Genomic DNA, 20,116 nt, shown 5'->3' with positions numbered 1-20,116 from the left:
CTGGCGGCTGGGTGAGTGGGGCATTCTACTCGCTGTGCAGATTCGCATAAATCGACTCCGCCAGCTTTTTGCTGATGCCAGGGGCTTTGGCAATTTCTTCGATGCTTGCACGAGACAGCTCCTGCAAGCCACCAAAATGTTTCAACAAATCGCGTCGACGCTTCGGCCCCACGCCCGCCACCCCTTCCAGGGTGGAGGTGCGCCGGGTCTTGCCACGCCGGGCCCGGTGGCCGGTGATAGCAAAACGGTGGGCCTCGTCGCGGATCTGCTGGATCAGGTGCAGCGCCGGCGAATCCCCCTTCAGGGTGAATTCGTGGGCCACGTCGTTCAGGTACAGGGTTTCGAAACCGGCCTTGCGGGTGGTGCCCTTGGCCACGCCCAGCAGGATCAGGTCTGGCACCGCCAGCTCTTCGAGCACCTCGCGGGCCATGTTCAGCTGGCCCTTGCCGCCGTCCACCAGCAGCACGTCGGGCAGCTTGCCCTCGCCTTCCTTGAGCCGGCTGAAGCGCCGGGTCAGGGCCTGGTGCATGGCGGCGTAGTCGTCGCCAGCGGTGACGCCTTCAATATTGTAACGGCGGTAGTCCGACTTGATCGGCCCCTCGGGGCCGAACACCACGCACGAGGCCACGGTGGCCTCGCCACTGGAATGGCTGATGTCATAGCATTCCAGGCGCTGCGGCGGCTCGTCGAGGTTGAGCACTTCGGCCAGGGCGTCGAACCGCGCGGCCACGTGCTGGCGGTTGGCCAGGCGCGCACTCAGGGCCTGCTCGGCGTTGGTCACTGCCAGCTGCTGCCAACGCGCGCGAGTGCCACGCACCCGGTGGCTGACGCTGAGCTCGCGGCCGCGCAGGCTGTCGATGGCGGCCACCAGGGCTTCGACGTCCTCGGGCACCACGTTGACGATCAGCTCGCTGGGCAGGTCGCGCTCCGAACTGGTGAGGTAATACTGCGCGAGGAACGCCGACATGACCTCGGCCACCTCCTCCTCGATGCCCACCTGCGGGAAAAAGTTCTTGCTGCCCAGCACGCGCCCGCCGCGCACGCTGATCAGGTGTACGCAGGCGCCGCCCGGGTTGACGAAGGCCGCCACCACGTCGACGTCGCCGCTGCCGCCTTCCATGCTCTGCTGGTCCTGGACCCGGCGCAGCAAGGCGATCTGGTCGCGCAGCAAGGCGGCGTTCTCGAAGTCCAGGGCCATGGCGGCCTTTTCCATACTCGCCGACAGTTCATTGGTGAGCTGGTGGCTGCGCCCTTCGAGGAACATGATCGAGTGGCGGACGTCCTCGGCGTATTCCTCCGGCTCCACCAGGCCTACGCAGGGCGCCTTGCAGCGCTTGATCTGGTATTGCAGGCAGGGCCGGGTGCGGTTCTTGTAGTAGCTGTCCTCGCACTGGCGCACGAAGAAGGTCTTCTGCAGCAGGCCCAGGCTTTCGCGGATGGCACCCGCGCTGGGGTAAGGCCCGAAATACTTGCCCTTGGCCTTCTTTGCCCCGCGGTGAATGCTCAGGCGCGGGAACTGGCCATCGGACAGGAACACATAAGGGTACGATTTATCGTCGCGCAGCAGGATGTTGTACGGCGGCCGCCATTCCTTGATCAGCGTCTGCTCCAGCAGCAGCGCCTCGGTCTCGTTGGCGGTGATGGTGGTTTCCACCTGGGCGATACGCCCCACCAGCGCGGCGGTCTTGGGCGCCAGGCCAGTCTTGCGGAAATAGCTGGCCAGACGCTTCTTGAGGTTCTTGGCCTTGCCCACGTAGAGCAGGCGCGCCTCGCTGTCGAACATGCGGTACACCCCGGGGCGACCGCTACAGGTGGACAGGAAGGCAGAAGGATCGAAGGGGGTGTCCATGGTCAAAGTGCAGCGTCAACCATACCGTGCCGTACCGCCAACAGCGTCAGCTCCACGTCGCTGGCGATCGACAGTTTCTCGAAGATGCGGTAGCGGTAGGTGTTCACGGTCTTGGGCGACAGGCAGAGCTTGTCGGAGATGATCTGCACTTTCTGGCAGTTGACGATCATCAACGCGATCTGGATCTCGCGCTCGGACAACAGGTCGAACGGCGAGTTGGTGGTTTGCGGCTGGAACGACTTGAGCGCCAGCTGCTGGGCGATCTGTGGGCTGATGTAGCGTTGCCCGGCGAACACCAGGCGAATGGCCTGGATCATTTCATCCAGGCCGGCGCCCTTGGTCAGGTAGCCGGCAGCGCCGGCCTGCAGCAGGCGCGTGGGGAACGGGTCTTCCTCGCACACCGTCACCGCCACCACCTTGATGTCGGGGTAGCTGCGCAGCAGCTTGCGCGTGGCTTCCAGACCGCCGATGCCAGGCATCTTGACGTCCATCAGGACCACGTCGGGCTTGAGTTCGCGCGTGAGGCGCAGGGCCTCTTCACCCGACTCGGCCTGGCCGATTACCTGCAGCCCGTCGATGTCCGCCAGCATACGGGTAATGCCCGTACGTACCAGATCATGATCATCGACTACTAGGACCCTAATCAAGCAGACACCTCGTTGTTGTGGTCTTTTACGGAATGTTAGCCACCTTAGCAAAAAATCGGATCCGGAACCTAGCGCAAAGCGTCATCCACATGACGCCATGCGCCTGCCTGGCTGCCTTCATCGAGGCTTGGGCGACCCGCGACGCGGGCGCGCGGTGTAGCTGGCGGCCATTTCCGCCAGGCTGATTGCCATGTGCCGGATGGCGTCCTGCCCCTCCCGTGGGAGAACCCGATAATGCCCCAGAACATGCTCCTCGGCCTGGCTTAGCCGATCAGCGGGGATGGGCGCGCGGTCCCCGGTGAGCACATAGAGCACGTCCACCCCGTGGGTGGCGACGCTGGCAAGGTACGTAGCCTTGGGGGTGCGTTCACCGCTTTCGTATTTTCCCTGGGCGTTGGGCTCGACACCACCGATGTCGCCGAACTCCTTCTGGGTCAGGCCAAGCCTGTCCCGTTCTTCCCTCAAACGCGAACCGATTCCAGTCATTTGAATGTATAATCCCTTATTAATCACCCAATCGGGTGATGTTTATAACCACAATTACACCAAATAAAACGGACTTGAACTATGCACGGTATACGGACTGCCGCACAAGCCAGGGCCTGGCTAGACCAGCAGGGAAAATCGGTACAAGAGTTTGCCAGGGAACATGGCGTGGATCCGGCAACCACCTACCAGGTGCTGTCGGGACGCAAGAAGGGACGCCGCGGGGAATCGCACCGCGTCGCCGTTTTGTTGGGGATGAAGGAAGGGATATTGCCGGACCGGGCGCCAGAGTGACGGGCGCCCCGGATCAGTCGCCGCTCAGGCGCTCCATGCGCCAGAAGCACTGGTCCTCGCCAACCTCGGCAAAGCCTTTGCGCAGGTAAAGGTGCCGCGCCGGATTGGACTGGAACACCATCAGCCGCACCCGCGGCAGGCGCCGCTCGCGGGCCAGTTCCACGATCCGGTCCAGCGCCCACCCGCCAATGCCGCGGTTGCGCGCTTCGGGCAGCAGGTGCAGTTCACGGATGAACAGCGCCTGCCGGTCGATGCTCAAGCTGAAATACCCCTGGGCGACGCCATCGGCCAGGACAATGAAATTGTCGCGCCACAACCACGCCTGGTTGAACGCCTCTTCCTGCCACAGCAGGCTGTAGCGGCCGTAGTACGGCAGCATGGCACGGCGCGTGAGGTCACGCGCGAAGGTCAGGTCGTGCTCGGTGGCCGCACGCAGCGCAAGCTCCATCGTCCCTCCCCTCAAGTGAACTGAACCACGTTGCCCTGCCAACCGTTGGCGGCCAGGCGCGCCAGCAGCAACTGGTCGCCCGCGCCTTGGGCTTCGACGACAAGTGAGCCGGAAGCGTCCCACAGCGCGCTGCGCCCGGCAGCCTGCCAGCCACCGGTGACGCCACCATGGTTGGCCACCAGCACCGCCATGCCATGGGTTTGAGCATAGCCCTGAAGGATGGCGCCATCGACCGCGTAGCCCGATTCGCCGATCAGCACGCTGGCGGCGTACAGGCTGGCGCCGGCCTCGCGTGCCAGGCGTGGATGGCTGGCCTGGCCGAAGTCCGCGCACACCGCCAGGGCAATCTGCTCGCCGCCCAGTTGCAGCGGCGCACCGCCATGGCCGGGGATGAAATACGCCTCCTCACCGCCGTGCAAGTGCTGCTTGGTGTAGACCGCCTGCTGGCCATCGGCACCCAATACCAGCGCGCCCACCTGCACGCCTGTTTGCCCGGTTTCACGCAGGGGCAGGCCGACCACGGTGGTCATCGCCAGTTGGCGTGCGCGGTCGCGCAGGGGTTGCAGCACGGGCGCGTCGGGCGCCAGCGCAAGCTCGGCAGCCAGCGTCGGCTCGTAGCCGGTGAGGGACAGTTCGGGAAACAACAGGAACTGCACGCCGTGGGCGGCGGCCAGGTCCATGAAACGCAGGTGGTGGGCGATGTTGGCGGCGAGGTCGCCAGCCACGGCGCAGGCTTGGGCGGCGGCAATGCACAGGCGGGTCATGGGTCCTTCCCTTTGGCGAGACGAGAAGGCCTGCATCATGCCGCAACATTTCCGCCAACGCACCTGCAACGGCAACCCCTTATCTCGTAGCCGCTGCCGGAGGCTGCGCTGGCCAGCATGAACCCTGAACATCTCAAGCGAAGCATAGGGCCAGCGCAGCCTACGGCAGCGGCTACGGAGTTGCAGGGCGTCGCGGCAAGGACAAAATATTGTGCTTGAAACATTTAGCCACGCTGCAGTAAGCTCGGCGCATTCAAACGGAGACATTTCATGTCGCACCCAGCTCACCTCAAGGCTCAACACACTGCCAGCGCTCGTCGCCCGGTAGCGGTTGCCTGCGCGTGCGCTGCCGTTGTTGCAGATTATTACTATGGGTATTGGTTTAGCCACTGGCGCGCCTGATACCTAGATATCCGGCGGCCAGATCCCAAGGTCGCCCGGTTTGAGAAACTCCAAAACCCCCGGTCGGCCTCCCGACCGGGGGTTTTGTTTTTTCCGCCTTCCACGAATTTGATACAGAGGATTACCGCAATGAACTACGCCACCTATTACCGCTACGACTACTGCACCGCCTGGCGATTTACCACCCTCCGTTCGGGCCAGCTTGCCGCCTCCGACCGGTCCTGCCTGGGTGGCCATACACAGACAAACGTCATTAGTCGAACATCGCGATAGGGCTGAGCGAGCGCAGCAGACTGCGCCGCCAGCCCAGGGAAAAATTACACATGAACATCTCCATCAGCGCCCTGCCCCTCGCCACCGCTACCGCCGCCGTCCAGCCCCTGGCCCCCGCCGCCAATGCCCCGGCCCTGCAACGCCTGCCCAGCACCACCGAACTCAAGCAACAGCTGCCCCTGAGCCGCGACCTGGCCCACCAGGTAAACGGCCACCGCAATGCGATCCGCGCCATTCTCGAAGGCCGCGACGAACGCATGCTGGTGGTGGTCGGCCCCTGCTCGCTGCACGACCCCGAAGCCGCGCTGGAATACGCCGAGCGCCTGGCCACCCTGGGCAGCGACCTGAAAGGCCAATTGCTGCTGGTGATGCGCGCCTACGTTGAAAAACCGCGCACCACGGTCGGCTGGAAAGGCCTGGCGTACGACCCGCGCATGGACGGCAGCGACGACATGGTCGGCGGCCTGAAGCTGTCCCGCGACCTGATGCGCGAAATGCTGCACATGGGCCTGCCCCTGGCCACCGAGCTGCTGCAGCCCATGGCCGCCGGCTACCTGGACGACCTGCTGAGCTGGGTGGCGATCGGTGCCCGCACCACCGAATCGCAGATCCACCGCGAGATGGCCAGCGGCCTGAAGATGCCCGTGGGCTTCAAGAACGGCACCGATGGCGGCATCGCCATTGCCTGCGACGCCATGCGCAGCGCTGCCCACCCGCACCGCCATTTCGGCGTGTCGGCCGACGGCCACCCGGCCATCATCGAGACCGCCGGCAACCCCGACACCCACCTGGTGCTGCGCGGCGGCCACCGCGGGCCGAACTACGACCAGGACAGCGTCGCTCAGGTGCACAGCGCCCTGGGTAAGGCCGGCATCCCGGCGCGCATCATGGTCGACTGCAGCCACGCCAACAGCAGCAAGAACCCGCTGCGCCAGCCCGAGGTGTTCAACGACGTGCTGCGCCAGCGCCTGGCCGGTGACCGCTCGCTGGTGGCGACCATGCTCGAAAGCCACCTGTTCGAAGGCTGCCAGGCCATTGGCCCGGGCATGCGCTACGGCGTGTCGGTAACCGACGGCTGCCTGGGCTGGGACGACACCGAGGCGCTGCTACGCAACGCCGCCCGCCAATTGCGCGGCTGAAGCGGACGCAGCCTTCGGCAGCTGCTACATCCTGTGGGAGCTGGCTTGCCAGCGAGCTGTTGGGGCCTTAAAAGCTCGCTGGCAAGCCAGCTCCCACAAGACAGTTGCTGCTACGCGTGTAATGCGGTCCCGTAGCAGCGGCCGCAGGCCGCGTCCCGGGGCGCCACATAATCGCCCCCGGGGCAGCGCTTTTGCGCAAATTGCGGTAGGCTGCCTTCTTTAGGTTTTTTTGGAGTACTTTCCCATGGCCAAAGCCACTGCCCGTCACATCCTGGTTTCCTCCGAAGCCAAGTGCAACGAACTGAAAGCGCAAATCGAAGGCGGCGCCGATTTCGCCGAAGTCGCCAAGGCCAACTCCACCTGCCCATCCAGCCGCCAGGGCGGTGACCTGGGTTCGTTCGGCCCAGGCCAGATGGTCAAGGAATTCGACACCGTGGTGTTCAGCGCCCCGATCAACGTGGTGCAGGGCCCGGTCAAGACCCAGTTCGGCTACCACCTGCTGGAAGTCACCAGCCGCCAGGACTGATACCTGTCCCGCTGCTGACGGCCCGCCTTGTGCGGGCCGTTTTGTTTGTGATCAGTGCCTTGGTTGATGATAGGGTAAGCACGCGCCCACACTCATTCGAACAAGGCAGACAATGCGCTCGGTTTTCGCCCTTCTCCTGCTGACCGCCCAGTTGCTGATGCTCCCCTGCGCCCTTGCCGCCGCGCAGCACGCCCTCACCGTCTACGGCGAGCCGCCCAAGTACCCCGACGGCTTCAAGCACTTCGACTACGTCAACCCCGATGCCCCCAAGGGCGGCAGCCTGCGCCGCTCGGCCGTGGAAATCGGCCAGTTCGACCACCTGCTGCCTTATATAGACAAGGGCACCGGCGTGAGCCAGGTGGACGGCCTGCTGTACGCACCCCTGGCCCTGCGCTCGCTGGACGAGGCCTACACGGTGTACGGCCTGATCGCCGAGAAAATGGAACGCGACGACAGCGGCCTGTGGCTGCGCTTCTATATCAACCCCCAGGCGCGCTTCAGCGACGGCGTGCCCATCACCGCCGCCGACGTGAAGTTCACCTTCAACCTGCTGATGACCCAGGGCAGCCTGCGCTTTCGCACCCAGTTCGCCGAGGTGAAAGACGTCGAGGTCGAAGGGCCGCGCCAGGTGCGCTTCGACTTCAGCGCCAACGACAACCGCAGCCTGCCCCTGGACCTGGCCTCGCTGCCGGTGCTGCCCGAGCACTGGTGGAAAGACCACGACTTCGCCAACGGCGGTGGCTTCGAGGCCGCGCCCGGCAGTGGCCCCTACACCGTAGGCAAGGTCGACAACGGCCGCAGCATCACCTTCCAGCGCGACAAGGACTGGTGGGCCCGGGAGCTGCCGGTGACCCGCGGGCTGTACAACTTCGATCAGTTCGGCATCGAGTTCTTCGGCGACACCGAGGTGGCGCGCCAGGTGTTGCTGGGCGGCGCCTTCGACTACAACCGCGAGTTTTCCGCCACCGGCTACACCATCAAGTACAACAGCGCGGCACTGGACGACGGCCGCCTGCAACGCGCGCACCTGGCGCCGCAAAGCCTGCAGGCCGCCCAGGGTTTCGTGTTCAACCTGCAACGGCCAGTGTTCAAGGACCGTCGCGTGCGCCAGGCCCTGGCCCTGCTGTGGGATTTCGAGTGGACCAACCGCCAGCTGATGCGCAGCATGTACATCCGCCAGCAGAGCTTCTTCGCCAACAGCCCGCTGGCAGCACGGCAGCTGCCGGACGCCGCCGAGCTGAAGATCCTCGAACCCCTGCGCGGGCAGGTGCCGGACGAGGTCTTCACCCAGGTGTTCGAAGCCCCGCGCACCGACGGCAGCGGCTTTATTCGTGACAAGCAATTACAAGCCCTGGCGCTGTTGAAGGCCGCCGGCTGGACGCCCGACGGCGACCGCCTGGTGAACGCCGCCGGCGAGCCGCTGAGCTTCACCTTCCTCAATGGCCAGCCCGGCCTGGAAAAACTCATCCTGCCGTGGAAACGCACGCTGGCGCAGATCGGCATCGACCTGCAGATCCGCCGCATCGACTCTTCCCAGTACATCAACCGGCTGATGGCCCGGGACTACGACATGATCATCACCGGCTACCCGGTGTCGCCCTCCCCCGGCATGGAGCTGTCCAACTACTTCGGCTCCGCCAGCGCCACCGATTCGGGCTCCAGCAACTACATGGTGCTCAAGGACCCGGCGGTCGACACGCTGATCAAAGGCCTGGTCAATGCCAGGACCAAGGCCGACATGACCGAATACGCCCACGCCCTGGACCGGGTGCTGCAGTGGAACTACTACTGGATTCCCAACTACTACCCGCCAGGCACCTCTACCGTGTGGTGGAACCGCTTCGGCATTCCCGCGCACCCGGCGCCCAATGACGAGGCCCCGGAAAGCTGGTGGCAGGTCAGCCCCACGCCGCTGACCAACGCGCAGATGGCCGAGCTGCGCGCCAAGGAGGCCCATTGATGCTGGCCTATACCCTGCGGCGCCTGCTGCTGATCGTGCCGACGCTGCTGATTATCCTGCTGGTCAACTTCGTCATCGTCCAGGCGGCGCCCGGCGGCCCGGTGGAGCAGGCCATCGCCCGCCTGCAGGGCCTGGGCGGCGTGGCCGTGGGCGGTGGCGGCGGCGATTCGGCCCAGGGCGCGTCGCGCGCCAGCCGTGGCCTGGACCCGAAACTGATCAAGGACATCGAGCACCAGTACGGCTTCGACAAGCCCGCACCGGAGCGCCTGTGGCTGATGATCAAGAACTACGCCACGCTGAACTTCGGCAACAGTTTCTTCCGCGGCGCCAAGGTCACCGACCTGATCCTCGACAAGATGCCGGTGACCCTGTCCCTGGGCTTCTGGGCCACGCTGATCACCTACCTGGTGTCGATCCCGCTGGGTATCCGCAAGGCGGTGCACCACGGCAGCCACTTCGATATCTGGAGCAGCACCGCCATCATCATCGGCTACGCCATGCCGGCGTTCCTGTTCGCCATGCTGCTGATTGTGCTGTTCGCCGGCGGCACCGAGCTGAACTGGTTCCCGGTGCGCGGCCTGGTGTCGGAAAACTTCGACCAGCTGTCCACCCTGGGCAAGGTCGCCGACTATTTCTGGCACCTGGTGCTGCCGGTGACCTCACTGGTAATCGGCGGCTTCGCCACGCTCACCATCCTTACCAAGAATTCGTTCCTCAACGAAATCACCCGCCAGTACGTGGTCACCGCCCGCGCCAAGGGGGTCAGCGAGCGCCGGGTGCTGTACGGGCACGTGTTCCGCAACGCGATCCTGCTGGTGGTGGCCGGCCTGCCCCAGGCGTTTATCAGCGTGTTCTTCGCCGGTTCCCTGCTGATCGAAGTGATCTTCTCCCTCGACGGCCTCGGCCGCCTGAGCTACGAAGCAGCCGTGGCCCGTGACTACCCGGTGGTGTTCGGCACCCTGTTCATCTTCACGCTGTTCGGCCTGCTGATCAAACTGGTGGGCGACCTGTGCTACACCCTGGTCGACCCGCGCATCGACTTTGCCGGGAGGAGCGCCTGATGAAACGCCTGTCCCCGGTCTCGCGCCGGCGCCTCGACCGTTTCCGCAAGAACCGCCGCGGCTGGTGGTCGCTGTGGATCTTCATTGCCCTGTTCGCCCTGAGCCTGGGCGGCGAGCTGATCGCCAACGACAAGCCACTGGCCCTGAGTTACCACGGCCAGTGGTACTTCCCGGCCTTCAAGCGCTACACCGAAACCGAGTTCGGCGGCGTGCTGCCGTTCCAGCCCGACTACCGCAGCGACTATGTGCGCAAGCTGATCGCCGACGCCGGCGGGGAAATGATCTTCGCGCCCATTCCGTTCAGCGCCGACACCCCCAACTACGACCTCACCCAGCCGGCCCCCAGCCCGCCCAGCGCCAGCAACTGGCTGGGCACCGATGACCAGGGCCGCGACGTGCTGGCGCGGGTGATCTACGGCGCGCGGGTATCGATCCTGTTCGCCATTGCGCTGACCGTGATCAGCTCGCTGATCGGCATCCTCGCCGGTGCCCTGCAAGGCTATTACGGCGGCTGGGTGGACCTGTTCGGCCAGCGCCTGCTGGAGGTATGGTCGGGGCTGCCGGTGCTGTACCTGCTGATCATCCTCTCCGGTTTCGTCGAGCCCAACTTCTGGTGGCTGCTGGGCATCATGGCGCTATTTTCCTGGCTGGCCCTGGTGGATGTGGTGCGCGCCGAGTTCCTGCGCGGGCGCAACCTGGAGTACGTCAAGGCGGCGCGGGCGCTGGGCCTCAACGACGGCAAGATCATCCGCCGGCACATCCTGCCCAACGCCATGAACGCCACCCTCAGCTACCTGCCGTTCATTCTCACCGGGGCCATTTCCACCCTCACCGCCCTGGACTTCCTGGGCTTCGGCATGCCGGCGGGCAGTGCTTCGCTGGGCGAACTGATCGCCCAGGGCAAGGACAACCTACAGGCGCCGTGGCTGGGTTTCACGGCCTTCTTTACCCTGGCACTGGTGCTGTCGCTGCTGGTGTTCATCGGCGAGGCATTGCGTGATGCCTTCGACCCCCGCGCCTGAGGCCAGCATGAGCGAAAACCTGATCGAAATACGCAACCTGAGCGTGGCCTTCAACGACCACACCGTAGTGCGTGAGCTGAACCTGGACATCCGCCCCGGCGAGTGCCTGGCGCTGGTGGGCGAGTCGGGCTCGGGCAAGTCGGTGACCGCCCACTCGATTCTGCAGCTGCTGCCGCAGACCGGCAGCCACACCCAGGGCAGCATCCGCTACCGCGGCACCGAGCTGCTGGGCGCCCCGGCCAACGTGTTGCGGGAGATCCGCGGCAACCGCGTGGCGATGATTTTCCAGGAGCCCATGACCTCGCTGAACCCGTTGCACACGGTGGAAAAGCAGATCGGCGAAACCTTGCTAGTGCACCGCGGCCTGACCGGCAAGGCCGCCCAGGCGCGCACCCTGGAGTTGTTGCAACTGGTGGCCATCCAGCAGCCGGAAAAGCGCCTCAAGGCCTACCCGCACCAACTGTCCGGCGGCCAGCGGCAGCGGGTGATGATCGCCATGGCCCTGGCCTGCGAGCCCGACCTGCTGATTGCCGACGAACCCACCACCGCCCTCGACGTGACCGTGCAGCGGCGCATCCTGGTGCTGCTCAAATCACTGCAGCAGCGCCTGGGCATGTCGCTGCTGCTGATCAGCCACGACCTCAACCTGGTGCGCAGCATTGCCCAGCGGGTGTGCGTGATGCGCGCCGGCGAGATCGTCGAGCAGGCCGACACCGAAACCCTGTTCTGCACGCCCAAACACCCCTACAGCTGCATCCTGATGAACGCCGAACCGGCCGGCGAGCCGCTGCCGCGCCACGAACGCCCGCCGCTGCTGGACGTCGACAACCTGCGGGTGTGGTACGCCACCAGTGGCGGCTTCCTGCGCAAGCCCCATTACGTCAAGGCGGTGGACGGCATCAGCCTGAGCCTGCAGAAGGGCAAGACCCTGGGCATCGTCGGCGAGTCCGGCTCGGGCAAATCCACCCTCGGCCAGGCCATCCTGCGCCTGCTCGATTCCCAAGGTGGCATCCGCTTCGACGGCCAGCCGTTGGAGGGCCTGACCCCCAAGCAGATGCTGCCGTGGCGCAAGCGCATGCAGGTGGTGTTCCAGGACCCTTTCGGCAGCCTCAGCCCGCGCATGTCGGTGCAGCAGATCATCAGCGAAGGCCTGGAAGTGCACGTCGAGTGCGACGCCGAAAACCGCGAGGAACGGGTGATCAAGGTGCTGGAGGAAGTGGGCCTGGACCCGGCCAGCCGCCACCGCTACCCCCACGAGTTTTCCGGTGGCCAGCGCCAGCGCATCGCCATTGCCCGGGCGCTGGTGCTCAAGCCCGACCTGATCCTGCTGGACGAACCCACCTCGGCGCTGGACCGCACCGTGCAGAAGCAGATCGTCGCCCTGCTGCGCCAGTTGCAGGACAACCATGGCCTGACGTACCTGTTCATCAGCCACGACCTGGCGGTGATCAAGGCCCTGGCCCACGACGTGATCGTGGTCAAGGACGGCCAGGTGGTGGAGCGCGGCGCCAGCCACGACCTGTTCGAAGCCCCGCAACATCCTTATACCCGCGAACTGCTGCTGGCCGCCCACGTGCAGGCCGAGCCGCACTGACCCTGGAGGCATAGGCATGACCCTGAATGGCAAGACGGCATTGGTCACCGGTTCCACCAGCGGCATCGGCCTGGGCATTGCCCACAGCCTGGCCGCCGCTGGCGCCAACGTGATACTCAACGGCTTCGGCGACGCCCAGGCGGTGCTGGCCGAACTGGCCCGCCACGGGACGAAGGTTGGCCACCACCCGGCGGACGTCAGCCAGCCGGCGCAGATCGAGGCGATGTTCGCCTACGCCCAGGCCGAATTCGGCGGCGTCGACATTCTGGTCAACAACGCCGGCATCCAGCATGTGGCTGCGGTGGAAGACTTCCCGGTGGAGCGCTGGGACGCGATCATCGCCATCAACCTGTCCTCGGTGTTCCACGCCGCGCGCCTGGCGCTACCCGCCATGCGCGAGCGCGGCTGGGGGCGCATCATCAACATCGCCTCGGTGCACGGGCTGGTGGGCTCAACCGGCAAGGCCGCCTACGTGGCGGCCAAGCACGGGGTAATCGGCCTGACCAAGGTGGTGGGCCTGGAAACCGCGCGCACCCAGGTGACTTGCAACGCCATCTGCCCCGGCTGGGTGCTGACGCCGCTGGTGCAGAAGCAGATCGACGACCGCGCGGCCAAGGGCGTGGACCCGCAACAGGCGCGCGAGGACCTGCTGGCGGAGAAACAGCCGTCACTGGAATTTGTCACCCCCGAGCAGTTGGGCGAGCTGGTGCTGTTCCTGTGTAGTGAGGCCGGCAGCCAGGTGCGTGGCGCGGCGTGGAACATGGATGGCGGGTGGTTGGCGCAATGACGCGGCCTGCGGCCGCTACATCCTGTGGGAGCTGGCTTGCCAGCGAGCTGTTGGGGCCATAAAAGCTCGCTGGCAAGCCAGCTCCCACAAGACAGTTGCTGCTACGGATGTGCGTAGCAGCGGCCGCAGGCCGCGTCCTGGGCCCGATCAGGTGTTCTCATCATCCACCAGGTTCCAGTCAGCGCTGTCCACGTCCGCCGCCGGCTCCGGCGGCAGTGGCACGCTGCTGGGCTCATGGCCGTTTTCACGGTGCAGCTTGAGGCGCAGGCGCAGGTTGTTCTGCGAGTCGGCGTTCTTCAGTGCTTCCTCCTCGCTGATCGCCCCCTCCAGGGCCAATTCGTACAGCGCCTGGTCAAACGTCTTCATCCCCAGGTTCACCGATTTTTCCATGATGCCCTTGAGCTCGCCGAACTCGTTGCGGTGAATCAGGTCCTTGATGGTGGCGGTGCCCAGCATCACCTCCACGGCCGCCCGGCGCTTACCGTCGGTGGTCTTCACCAGCCGCTGGGAGACGAACGCCTGCAGGTTGTTGCCCAGGTCATTGAGCAACTGCGGGCGACGGTCCTCGGGGAAGAAGTTGATGATGCGGTCGAGCGCCTGGTTGGCGTTGTTGGCGTGCAGCGTCGAGATGGCCAGATGGCCGGTATCGGCGAACGCCAGGGCGTGCTCCATGGTCTCGCGGTCGCGAATTTCGCCGATCAGGATGACATCCGGCGCCTGGCGCAAGGTGTTCTTCAAGGCCGCCTGGAAGCTGCGGGTGTCGACACCCACCTCGCGCTGGTTGATGATCGACTTCTTGTGCCGGTGCACATACTCCACCGGGTCTTCGATGGTGATGATGTGGCCGCTGGCGTTGCGGTTGCGATAGTCGATCAGCGCCGCCAAGGAAGTCGACTTGCCCGAGCCGGTGGCGCCGACGAACAGCACCAGGCCGCGCTTCTGCATGATGGTCTCGAGCAGCACCGGCGGCAGCTTGAGGTCTTCGAAACGGGGAATGTCGAGCTTGATGTTACGGGCGACGATGGACACTTCGTTGCGCTGTTTGAAGATATTCACCCGGAAGCGTCCGACGCCATGAATGGACATGGCCAGGTTCATCTCCAGGTCACGCTCGAAATCCTGGCGCTGTTCGGCGTCCATGATATCGGCGGCGATGGCCGCCACTTCGCCGGGTTTCAGCGCTTCCGCCGACAGTGGCTTGAGCACGCCGTTGAACTTGGCGCAGGGCGGCGCCCCGGTGGACAGGTAGAGATCGGAACCGTCCTGGGAGGCGAGGATTTTCAGCAGGGCTTGGATTTCCATATGCGAGGGTCCACAGGGCGACAATAGAAAAGTAAGCTATAGCTTGGCGGTAGAACACCCCGCCATGCAAATCAAAGGACAACGCACATGAGCGGCACCCCCGTCGGCAGCTCCATCGTCGAACTGATCGAACAGCTGCCGTGGCGCGACAGCCCCCTGCCCGCGCCCGCGCAGTGGCCGCAGAGCCTGCGCACCGCGGTGGACATCGTGGTGCATTCGCCCATGCCCATGTTGCTGCTGTGGGGCCCGCAGCTGTGCCAGCTGTACAACGACAGTTTCGCCCTGCTGGCGGGCAGCAACCACCCCCGCGCGTTTGGCCAGCCGGTGGACCTGATCTGGCCGCAGCTGAAGGAATTCACCGACCCCATCTACCGCGCGGTGCTGGCCGGCGAGGTGCGCACCTACGTGGAACAGGGCTTTACCCTGCCCCGCGACGCCGGCCCTGCCCAGGTGTGGCTGGACCTGACCTACAGCCCCATCCGCGATGAAAGCGGCACGGTGGCCGGCATCCTGGTCACCGCCATCGAAGCCAACGAGCGCCGGCGTGTGACCGCCGAGCTGCAACGCCGCTCCGAAGCCAGCGCCAAGGCCCAGCTCGACACCGAAGAGCGCTTGCAGCTGGCGCTGGAGGCGACCAACGGCGTCGGCACCTGGGACTGGGACATCCGCGAGGACCTGTTCCAGGCTGACGCGCGCTTCGCCCAGTTGCACGGCGTGGACCCGGGCCTGGCCGGCAAGATGCCTATCGGCGAGTACCTCAAGGGCGTGCACCCTGACGACCGCGGCATGGTGGCGCGCAGTATCAATGCCTGCGTGCACAGCGACGGCGAATACGCCAACGAATACCGGCTGCTGCGCCCCGACGGCGAAGTGCGCTGGGTGTACGCCCGCGGCCGCAGCCACAACGACCACCATGGCCGGCCGGTGCGCTTTGTCGGCGCCTCCATCGACATCACCGAGCGCCGCGAGGCCGAACGCACCCTGCTGCGCCTCAACGAAACCCTGGAAGAACGGGTGGCCGAGCGCACCGAGGCGCTGGCCGAGGCCAACCGCCGCCTGCACACCGAGATGCAGGAGCGCGAGCGCGCCGAGGAAGCCCTGCGCCACGCGCAGAAGATGGAAGCCGTGGGGCAACTGACCGGCGGCATCGCCCACGACTTCAACAATATGCTCACCGGCATCATCGGCAGCCTCGACCTGATGCAACGCTATATCGCCGCTGGCCGCGCCGATGAGATCGGCCGCTTCAGCGAGGCCGCCATCACCTCGGCCCATCGCGCCGCCGCCCTGACCCACCGGCTGCTGGCGTTCTCCCGGCGCCAGTCGCTGGACCGCAAGCGCCTGGACCCCAACCAGCTGGTGCACTCGCTGGAGGAGCTGTTCAGCCGCACCAAGGGCGAACACATTCAGCTGAAGATCCGCCTGGCGCCCAATGTCTGGCCGGTGAACACCGACGCCAACCAGCTGGAAAACGCCCTGCTCAACCTGGTGATCAATGCCCGCGACGCCATGCCCGACGGCGGCACCCTGCGCATCGAGACCAGCAACCTGAGCCTGGCCGCGCCTGGCGAGGAGCCGGGACTGGAAGCCCTGAAGCCCGGCCAGTATGTGCTGCTGAGCGTCAGCGACGACGGCGCCGGCATGACCCCGGCGATCCAGGCCAAGGCCTTCGACCCCTTCTTCACCACCAAGCCCATCGGCCAGGGCACCGGCCTGGGGCTGTCGATGATCTACGGCTTTGCCCAGCAGTCGGGCGGCCTGGTCACCCTGCACAGCGAACCGGGCCAGGGCACCTGCGTGCGCCTGTACCTGCCGCGCCACGTCGAGCAGGAGGAGGCCAAGCCCAAGGTGCTGGCGCCCCAGGGCGCGCCGCTGGCGCAGCACGGTGAAAGCGTGATGGTGGTGGAGGACGACCCGGCGGTGCGCATGCTGGTGCTCAACGTGTTGGACGAACTGGGCTACCACGCCCACCCGGCGGCGGACGCCAAGGCCGCCTTGCCGCTGCTGGAGTCGAGCCTGCGCATTGACCTGCTGGTGACCGACGTGGGCCTGCCCGGCCTCAACGGCCGGCAGCTGGCGGAGATGGCGCGCCAGCATCGGCCGGGGCTCAAGGTGCTGTTCATGACCGGCTATGCGGAAAAAGCCGCGGAGCGCCACAGCTTCCTCGCCGAGGGCATGGACATGGTCACCAAGCCGTTCTCCATTGACCTGCTGGCCAACAAGATTCGCGAGATGATCAATCAACCCGCCGCCGACAGCTGATTTGCGGCATAATCGCGCGCTTTTTCAACGTCGTTCACAGGGCCCCGCGTCATGAAAGCTCAAGCTCGCCACATTCTGGTGAAAACCGCCGAAGAGGCCGAACAACTCAAGCAGCGCATCGCCAAGGGCGAAGCCTTCGACGTGCTGGCGAAGAAATTCTCCACCTGCCCGTCGGGCAAGCGCGGCGGCGACCTGGGCGAAGTGCGCCCGGGGCAGATGGTGGGCGCCATCGACCAGGTTATCTTCAAGAAGCCGCTGCGCACCGTGCATGGCCCCATCAAGAGCAAGTTCGGCTACCACCTGGTGCAGGTGTTCTACCGCGACTGATCCCCCGTAGCAGCGGCCAAAGGCCGCGTCCCGGCCCGGACGCAGCCTTCGGCAGCTGCTACGGGGTTGTCAGAACTGGGTGGTGAAGGTTTCCACCACGTTGAAGCGTTCGTCGACGATGCAGCCTACCCGCCACTTGTCGAACGTCAGGCACGGGTGCGAGGTGCCGAAGGCGATGATGTCGCCGATGCGCAGGTCTACCCCCGCCGCCACCTTCACGAACGCGTGCTGGTCCATGATGCGGGTGACCTCGCAGGCACTGACGTCATCGCCGGTGTCGCCCAGCAACCCGGCCCGGTAGCGCCGCAGCGGCTGCGGCATGCCGGCGTCATGGGCGACGTCGCGCTTGCCCAGCGCCACGATCGCACAGCCCGGTTCCGGCACCGATTGCACGTGCGCCCACACCTCCATGGCCGGGCGCAGCCCCTCGCCCAGGTCGGCACGACGAGCCAGCACGCCGCCCTGGGCGACCTTGTAGATGCCATGGTCATGGGCCACGTAGCTACCCGGGCGCAGCACGGCCAGGAAGCGCCCACGGGCGGCGTGGGCGTCGAAAGCCTCGGCAATCAGGTCATACCAGGCCGAACCGGACGCGGTGACGATGGGTTGCGGCAACGCAAAGGCGCCCTGCCCCTGCAACTCGACCGCCAGGCTGACCAGCGAGGCGGCGAAGGCGCGGATAGCGGCAATTTCCTGCTCGCCGTGGATCACCCCCTCGTAGCCTTCGATGCCGGTGAGGCGCAAGGCCGGCTGGGCAGCGATGGCGGCGGCCAGCGCCTTGACCTCGGCCTCGCTGCGGCAACCGCAACGGCCGCCGGCCACGCCGTACTCGATCATCACGTTGAGGTGCTGGCCGCGTTCGGCGAAGTATTCACCCAGGGCCAGCACCTGGTCCGGGTGGTCCACCAGGCAGTGGAAGTCGAAGCTGGGGTCCAGCAGCAGGTCGGCGACCAGGCGCATGTTCGCCGCGCCCACCAGCTGGTTGGCCATCAGCACCCGGCGAACACCGGCCGCATAGGCCGCGCAGGTTTGCACCGCGGTGGCCAGGGTGATGCCCCAGGCGCCGCGCTGCAGCTGCCGGGCGAACAGCGCCGGGGCCATGCTGGTCTTGCCGTGGGGCGCCAGCTGCGCGCCGCTGGCGCTGGCGAACGCCTGCATCCAGCGAATGTTGTGTTCCAGCGCTTCGCCGTGCAGCACCAGGGCTGGCAGGCTGACGTCGATCAACAGGTTGTCGCCCGGTACCGCGGCGCCCTTCTCCACTACTTGCATAACGTATCTCCAGGGGCGGCAACGCGCGCGATCATGCTCGGGGTTTGGCTTTGTAGGCCACGCAGTCGATTTCGACCTTGCAGTCCACCACCATGCTCGATTGCACGCACGCCCTCGCAGGCGCCAGGTGCGGCGGGAAGTATTCGGCGAAGACCTTGTTGAAGCTCCAGAAGTCGCGCGCATCGTCCAGCCACACGCCGGTGCGCACCACGTGCTCCAGGCCGTAGCCCGCCTCGTGGAGGATGGCGACGAGATTCTGCAGGGTCTTGTGGGTTTGCGCGACGATGCCGCCGTCGATGATCTCGCCGTTTTCCATGGCCACCTGGCCCGATACATACAGCCAGCCATCGGCCTCCACCGCCCGTGCGAAGGGCAGCGGCTGACCACCGGCACCTGTGCTGCCGGTGCCATGACGAGTAATGGACATGAGGACTCCTGTGCTCTCGCGCTGAACGCAATGATGGGTAATATGCACCGCCATTGTGCCAGCCGCCCCGCCCGCCATCGACGACAACTTTGCGACAGGGTTTGAAAATCCGATACCAAATTCACATGCGCGCAAGGCCGCGACCGCGCTACTATCAGCGTTTGCGCTGGACGCATGATTTTTTCAAGGACTAGAAATGCCGCTGACTTTCCGTCGCCTCGCCCTCTTTTGTGCCTTCCTGTGTTTCGCCCTCGCCCTGATCTGGGGTACCTCCGCCGAACGCCTGCTCGCCTTCTGGGACATCCCTCACAGCGAAGCCGCCGCCTTGCTGGGCAGGCGCATTGCCGCGCTGCTGCTGGGCGTGGGCGTGATGTTTTTCTGCGTGCGCGGTTGCCCGCCGTCGCCGGCGCGGGCTGCCATGGTGCGCGGGTTCATGGTGGGCTGCCTGGCCATGGCACTGTTGGGGTTATTCGACTGGCTCAGCGGCCATGCCGGCCCCGGCATCCTGATTTCGGTGTTCGCCGAGCTGGGCCTGGGCCTGGCGTTCGTCAGCGTGGGCAATGGCGAGCGCGCCATCCTGCGGCAGATGCAAGCGTCGCGCTGATACCTCGACAAGGCACAAAAAAACCGGCGCGCCCGAAAGGGAGCAGCCGGTTTTTTTACGCGCAGTTGAACCAATCAGAGGCTGTCGTTCACCCGTCGCACCTGGTTCAGGTGGCGGTGCGCCAGGTCGGCGCGCAGGCCGGCGATCAGGTTCGAGATCGCCCGGCTGCTGTTGAGCTGCTGCGCGCTGATGCCGGTGACGGTGAGGTCCACCCGGTCCGATGTTCGATCAAACACTCGCACCGTCAGGGACTGGTCCTGGGCCAAGGTGCATTGGCAACGCTGGGGCAGAAAACTTGATTCAATGATGTTGCGCAGTTCAAGGGTGGACAACATGGCAAAAGCTCCATTTCTTATCGGTTGCGTCCGTGATTTTTCAGCGGCTTCGTGCAGCCTAGATGGCTATTTGATTGCGCGCTGCACCACCGGTCTGATGGCAGGGATCCTGCACTTTTCTTGTGCAGCTTCCATGCCCGGCCACCGCCGCCAAGCGTATCGTTGAAAATCAACGACATACCCGCTAGAAATCAAAAAGCCATCATGCAAAATGCCACGTTACAGGTCGCAGCCCCTGCAATTTGCACACCTTCCCTGCGCTGAAACTTAACCGCCCTCGCCATGGTCAGCTGAAAATATCGTACAGGACGTCAGATCCCAGAGGTTCAGCCCAGGAA

General features: G+C 65.4%; 20 protein-coding genes. 11 read left to right on the top strand and 9 right to left on the bottom strand.

Annotation, left to right across the window (positions count from 1 at the left end):
* Nucleotides 1–25 precede the first annotated feature (25 nt).
* The 3 genes from uvrC to RAM80_RS26515 form a co-directional block, all read right to left on the bottom strand.
* Nucleotides 26–1,849, bottom strand: coding sequence for an excinuclease ABC subunit UvrC (gene uvrC, locus RAM80_RS26525; protein ID WP_416423353.1), 1,824 nt, complete (start codon nt 1,847–1,849; stop codon nt 26–28).
* A gap of 2 nt (nt 1,850–1,851) precedes the next feature.
* On the bottom strand, nt 1,852–2,496 hold the full coding sequence (gene uvrY / locus RAM80_RS26520) for a UvrY/SirA/GacA family response regulator transcription factor (RefSeq protein WP_416423352.1): 645 nt from the start codon (nt 2,494–2,496) through the stop codon (nt 1,852–1,854).
* 117 nt (nt 2,497–2,613) lie between these two features.
* On the bottom strand, nt 2,614–2,982 hold the full coding sequence (locus tag RAM80_RS26515) for a helix-turn-helix domain-containing protein (protein ID WP_416423351.1): 369 nt from the start codon (nt 2,980–2,982) through the stop codon (nt 2,614–2,616).
* Between the two features lie 81 nt (nt 2,983–3,063).
* On the opposite strand from RAM80_RS26515, the gene RAM80_RS26510 reads away from it, so the two are divergent.
* Entirely contained in the window at nt 3,064–3,276 is a 213-nt protein-coding gene (locus tag RAM80_RS26510) for a DNA-binding protein (protein WP_416423350.1), read from the top strand.
* 13 nt (nt 3,277–3,289) lie between these two features.
* On the opposite strand, the gene RAM80_RS26505 is transcribed toward RAM80_RS26510, so the two are convergent.
* The gene (locus RAM80_RS26505) at nt 3,290–3,724 is read right to left on the bottom strand and encodes a GNAT family N-acetyltransferase (protein ID WP_416423349.1); all 435 of its coding nucleotides are present in this window, start codon (nt 3,722–3,724) and stop codon (nt 3,290–3,292) included.
* A gap of 11 nt (nt 3,725–3,735) precedes the next feature.
* Nucleotides 3,736–4,488, bottom strand: coding sequence for a carbon-nitrogen hydrolase family protein (locus tag RAM80_RS26500; protein ID WP_416423348.1), 753 nt, complete (start codon nt 4,486–4,488; stop codon nt 3,736–3,738).
* Nucleotides 4,489–5,213: 725 nt separating this feature from the next.
* Between RAM80_RS26500 and RAM80_RS26495 the strand changes: the two genes are divergently transcribed.
* The 7 genes from RAM80_RS26495 to hbdH all read left to right on the top strand — a co-directional run bounded on the left by RAM80_RS26495 (nt 5,214) and on the right by hbdH (nt 13,252).
* A complete protein-coding gene (locus RAM80_RS26495) occupies nt 5,214–6,302 on the top strand; it encodes a 3-deoxy-7-phosphoheptulonate synthase (RefSeq protein ID WP_416423347.1) in 1,089 nt (362 codons plus the stop codon).
* Nucleotides 6,303–6,546: 244 nt separating this feature from the next.
* Entirely contained in the window at nt 6,547–6,828 is a 282-nt protein-coding gene (locus RAM80_RS26490) for a peptidylprolyl isomerase (protein ID WP_007952068.1), read from the top strand.
* A gap of 112 nt (nt 6,829–6,940) precedes the next feature.
* The gene (locus RAM80_RS26485; protein WP_416423346.1) at nt 6,941–8,788 is read left to right on the top strand and encodes an extracellular solute-binding protein; all 1,848 of its coding nucleotides are present in this window, start codon (nt 6,941–6,943) and stop codon (nt 8,786–8,788) included.
* Nucleotides 8,788–9,849: a microcin C ABC transporter permease YejB gene (locus RAM80_RS26480; RefSeq protein WP_416423345.1), complete on the top strand. Its 1,062-nt coding sequence runs from the start codon at nt 8,788–8,790 to the stop codon at nt 9,847–9,849. The genes RAM80_RS26485 and RAM80_RS26480 overlap by 1 nt, the downstream gene beginning before the upstream one ends.
* Nucleotides 9,849–10,871, top strand: coding sequence for an ABC transporter permease (locus tag RAM80_RS26475; RefSeq protein ID WP_416423344.1), 1,023 nt, complete (start codon nt 9,849–9,851; stop codon nt 10,869–10,871). Before RAM80_RS26480 ends, RAM80_RS26475 begins: the two co-directional genes overlap by 1 nt.
* A gap of 7 nt (nt 10,872–10,878) precedes the next feature.
* The gene (locus tag RAM80_RS26470) at nt 10,879–12,465 is read left to right on the top strand and encodes an ABC transporter ATP-binding protein (RefSeq protein WP_416427567.1); all 1,587 of its coding nucleotides are present in this window, start codon (nt 10,879–10,881) and stop codon (nt 12,463–12,465) included.
* Nucleotides 12,466–12,481: 16 nt separating this feature from the next.
* Entirely contained in the window at nt 12,482–13,252 is a 771-nt protein-coding gene (hbdH, locus tag RAM80_RS26465) for a 3-hydroxybutyrate dehydrogenase (protein WP_416423343.1), read from the top strand.
* Between the two features lie 147 nt (nt 13,253–13,399).
* On the opposite strand, the gene RAM80_RS26460 is transcribed toward hbdH, so the two are convergent.
* Complete coding sequence (locus tag RAM80_RS26460; protein WP_416423342.1) at nt 13,400–14,554, bottom strand: PilT/PilU family type 4a pilus ATPase; 1,155 nt, start codon at nt 14,552–14,554, stop codon at nt 13,400–13,402.
* Nucleotides 14,555–14,641: 87 nt separating this feature from the next.
* Here RAM80_RS26460 and RAM80_RS26455 point away from each other — a divergent pair, with 87 nt between their 5' ends.
* Together RAM80_RS26455 and RAM80_RS26450 are read left to right on the top strand one after the other, a co-directional pair.
* Nucleotides 14,642–16,816 (top strand): PAS domain-containing protein, encoded by a 2,175-nt coding sequence (locus RAM80_RS26455; RefSeq protein WP_416423341.1) that lies wholly within the window; start codon nt 14,642–14,644, stop codon nt 16,814–16,816.
* A 51-nt stretch (nt 16,817–16,867) separates the two neighbouring features.
* Nucleotides 16,868–17,143, top strand: coding sequence for a peptidylprolyl isomerase (locus RAM80_RS26450; protein ID WP_008369722.1), 276 nt, complete (start codon nt 16,868–16,870; stop codon nt 17,141–17,143).
* Nucleotides 17,144–17,212: 69 nt separating this feature from the next.
* Here RAM80_RS26450 and RAM80_RS26445 read toward each other — a convergent pair whose 3' ends face one another.
* On the bottom strand, nt 17,213–18,412 hold the full coding sequence (locus RAM80_RS26445) for an amino acid deaminase (protein ID WP_416423340.1): 1,200 nt from the start codon (nt 18,410–18,412) through the stop codon (nt 17,213–17,215).
* 31 nt (nt 18,413–18,443) lie between these two features.
* Nucleotides 18,444–18,839, bottom strand: coding sequence for a RidA family protein (locus tag RAM80_RS26440; protein ID WP_416423339.1), 396 nt, complete (start codon nt 18,837–18,839; stop codon nt 18,444–18,446).
* A gap of 196 nt (nt 18,840–19,035) precedes the next feature.
* Here RAM80_RS26440 and RAM80_RS26435 point away from each other — a divergent pair, with 196 nt between their 5' ends.
* Nucleotides 19,036–19,443 carry a hypothetical protein gene (locus RAM80_RS26435; RefSeq protein WP_416423338.1) on the top strand — a complete coding sequence of 136 codons (408 nt, stop codon included), beginning with the start codon at nt 19,036–19,038 and terminating at the stop codon, nt 19,441–19,443.
* Nucleotides 19,444–19,517: 74 nt separating this feature from the next.
* On the opposite strand, the gene RAM80_RS26430 is transcribed toward RAM80_RS26435, so the two are convergent.
* Nucleotides 19,518–19,778 carry a DUF1652 domain-containing protein gene (locus RAM80_RS26430; protein ID WP_416423337.1) on the bottom strand — a complete coding sequence of 87 codons (261 nt, stop codon included), beginning with the start codon at nt 19,776–19,778 and terminating at the stop codon, nt 19,518–19,520.
* Between the last annotated feature and the right edge of the window lie 338 nt (nt 19,779–20,116).

It is taken from the genome of Pseudomonas sp. App30 (assembly GCF_047947025.1).
Taxonomy (GTDB): Bacteria; Pseudomonadota; Gammaproteobacteria; order Pseudomonadales; family Pseudomonadaceae; genus Aquipseudomonas.
The sequence above is the reverse complement of the archived record's forward strand: the minus strand, read 5'-3'. Positions and strand labels throughout refer to the sequence as shown.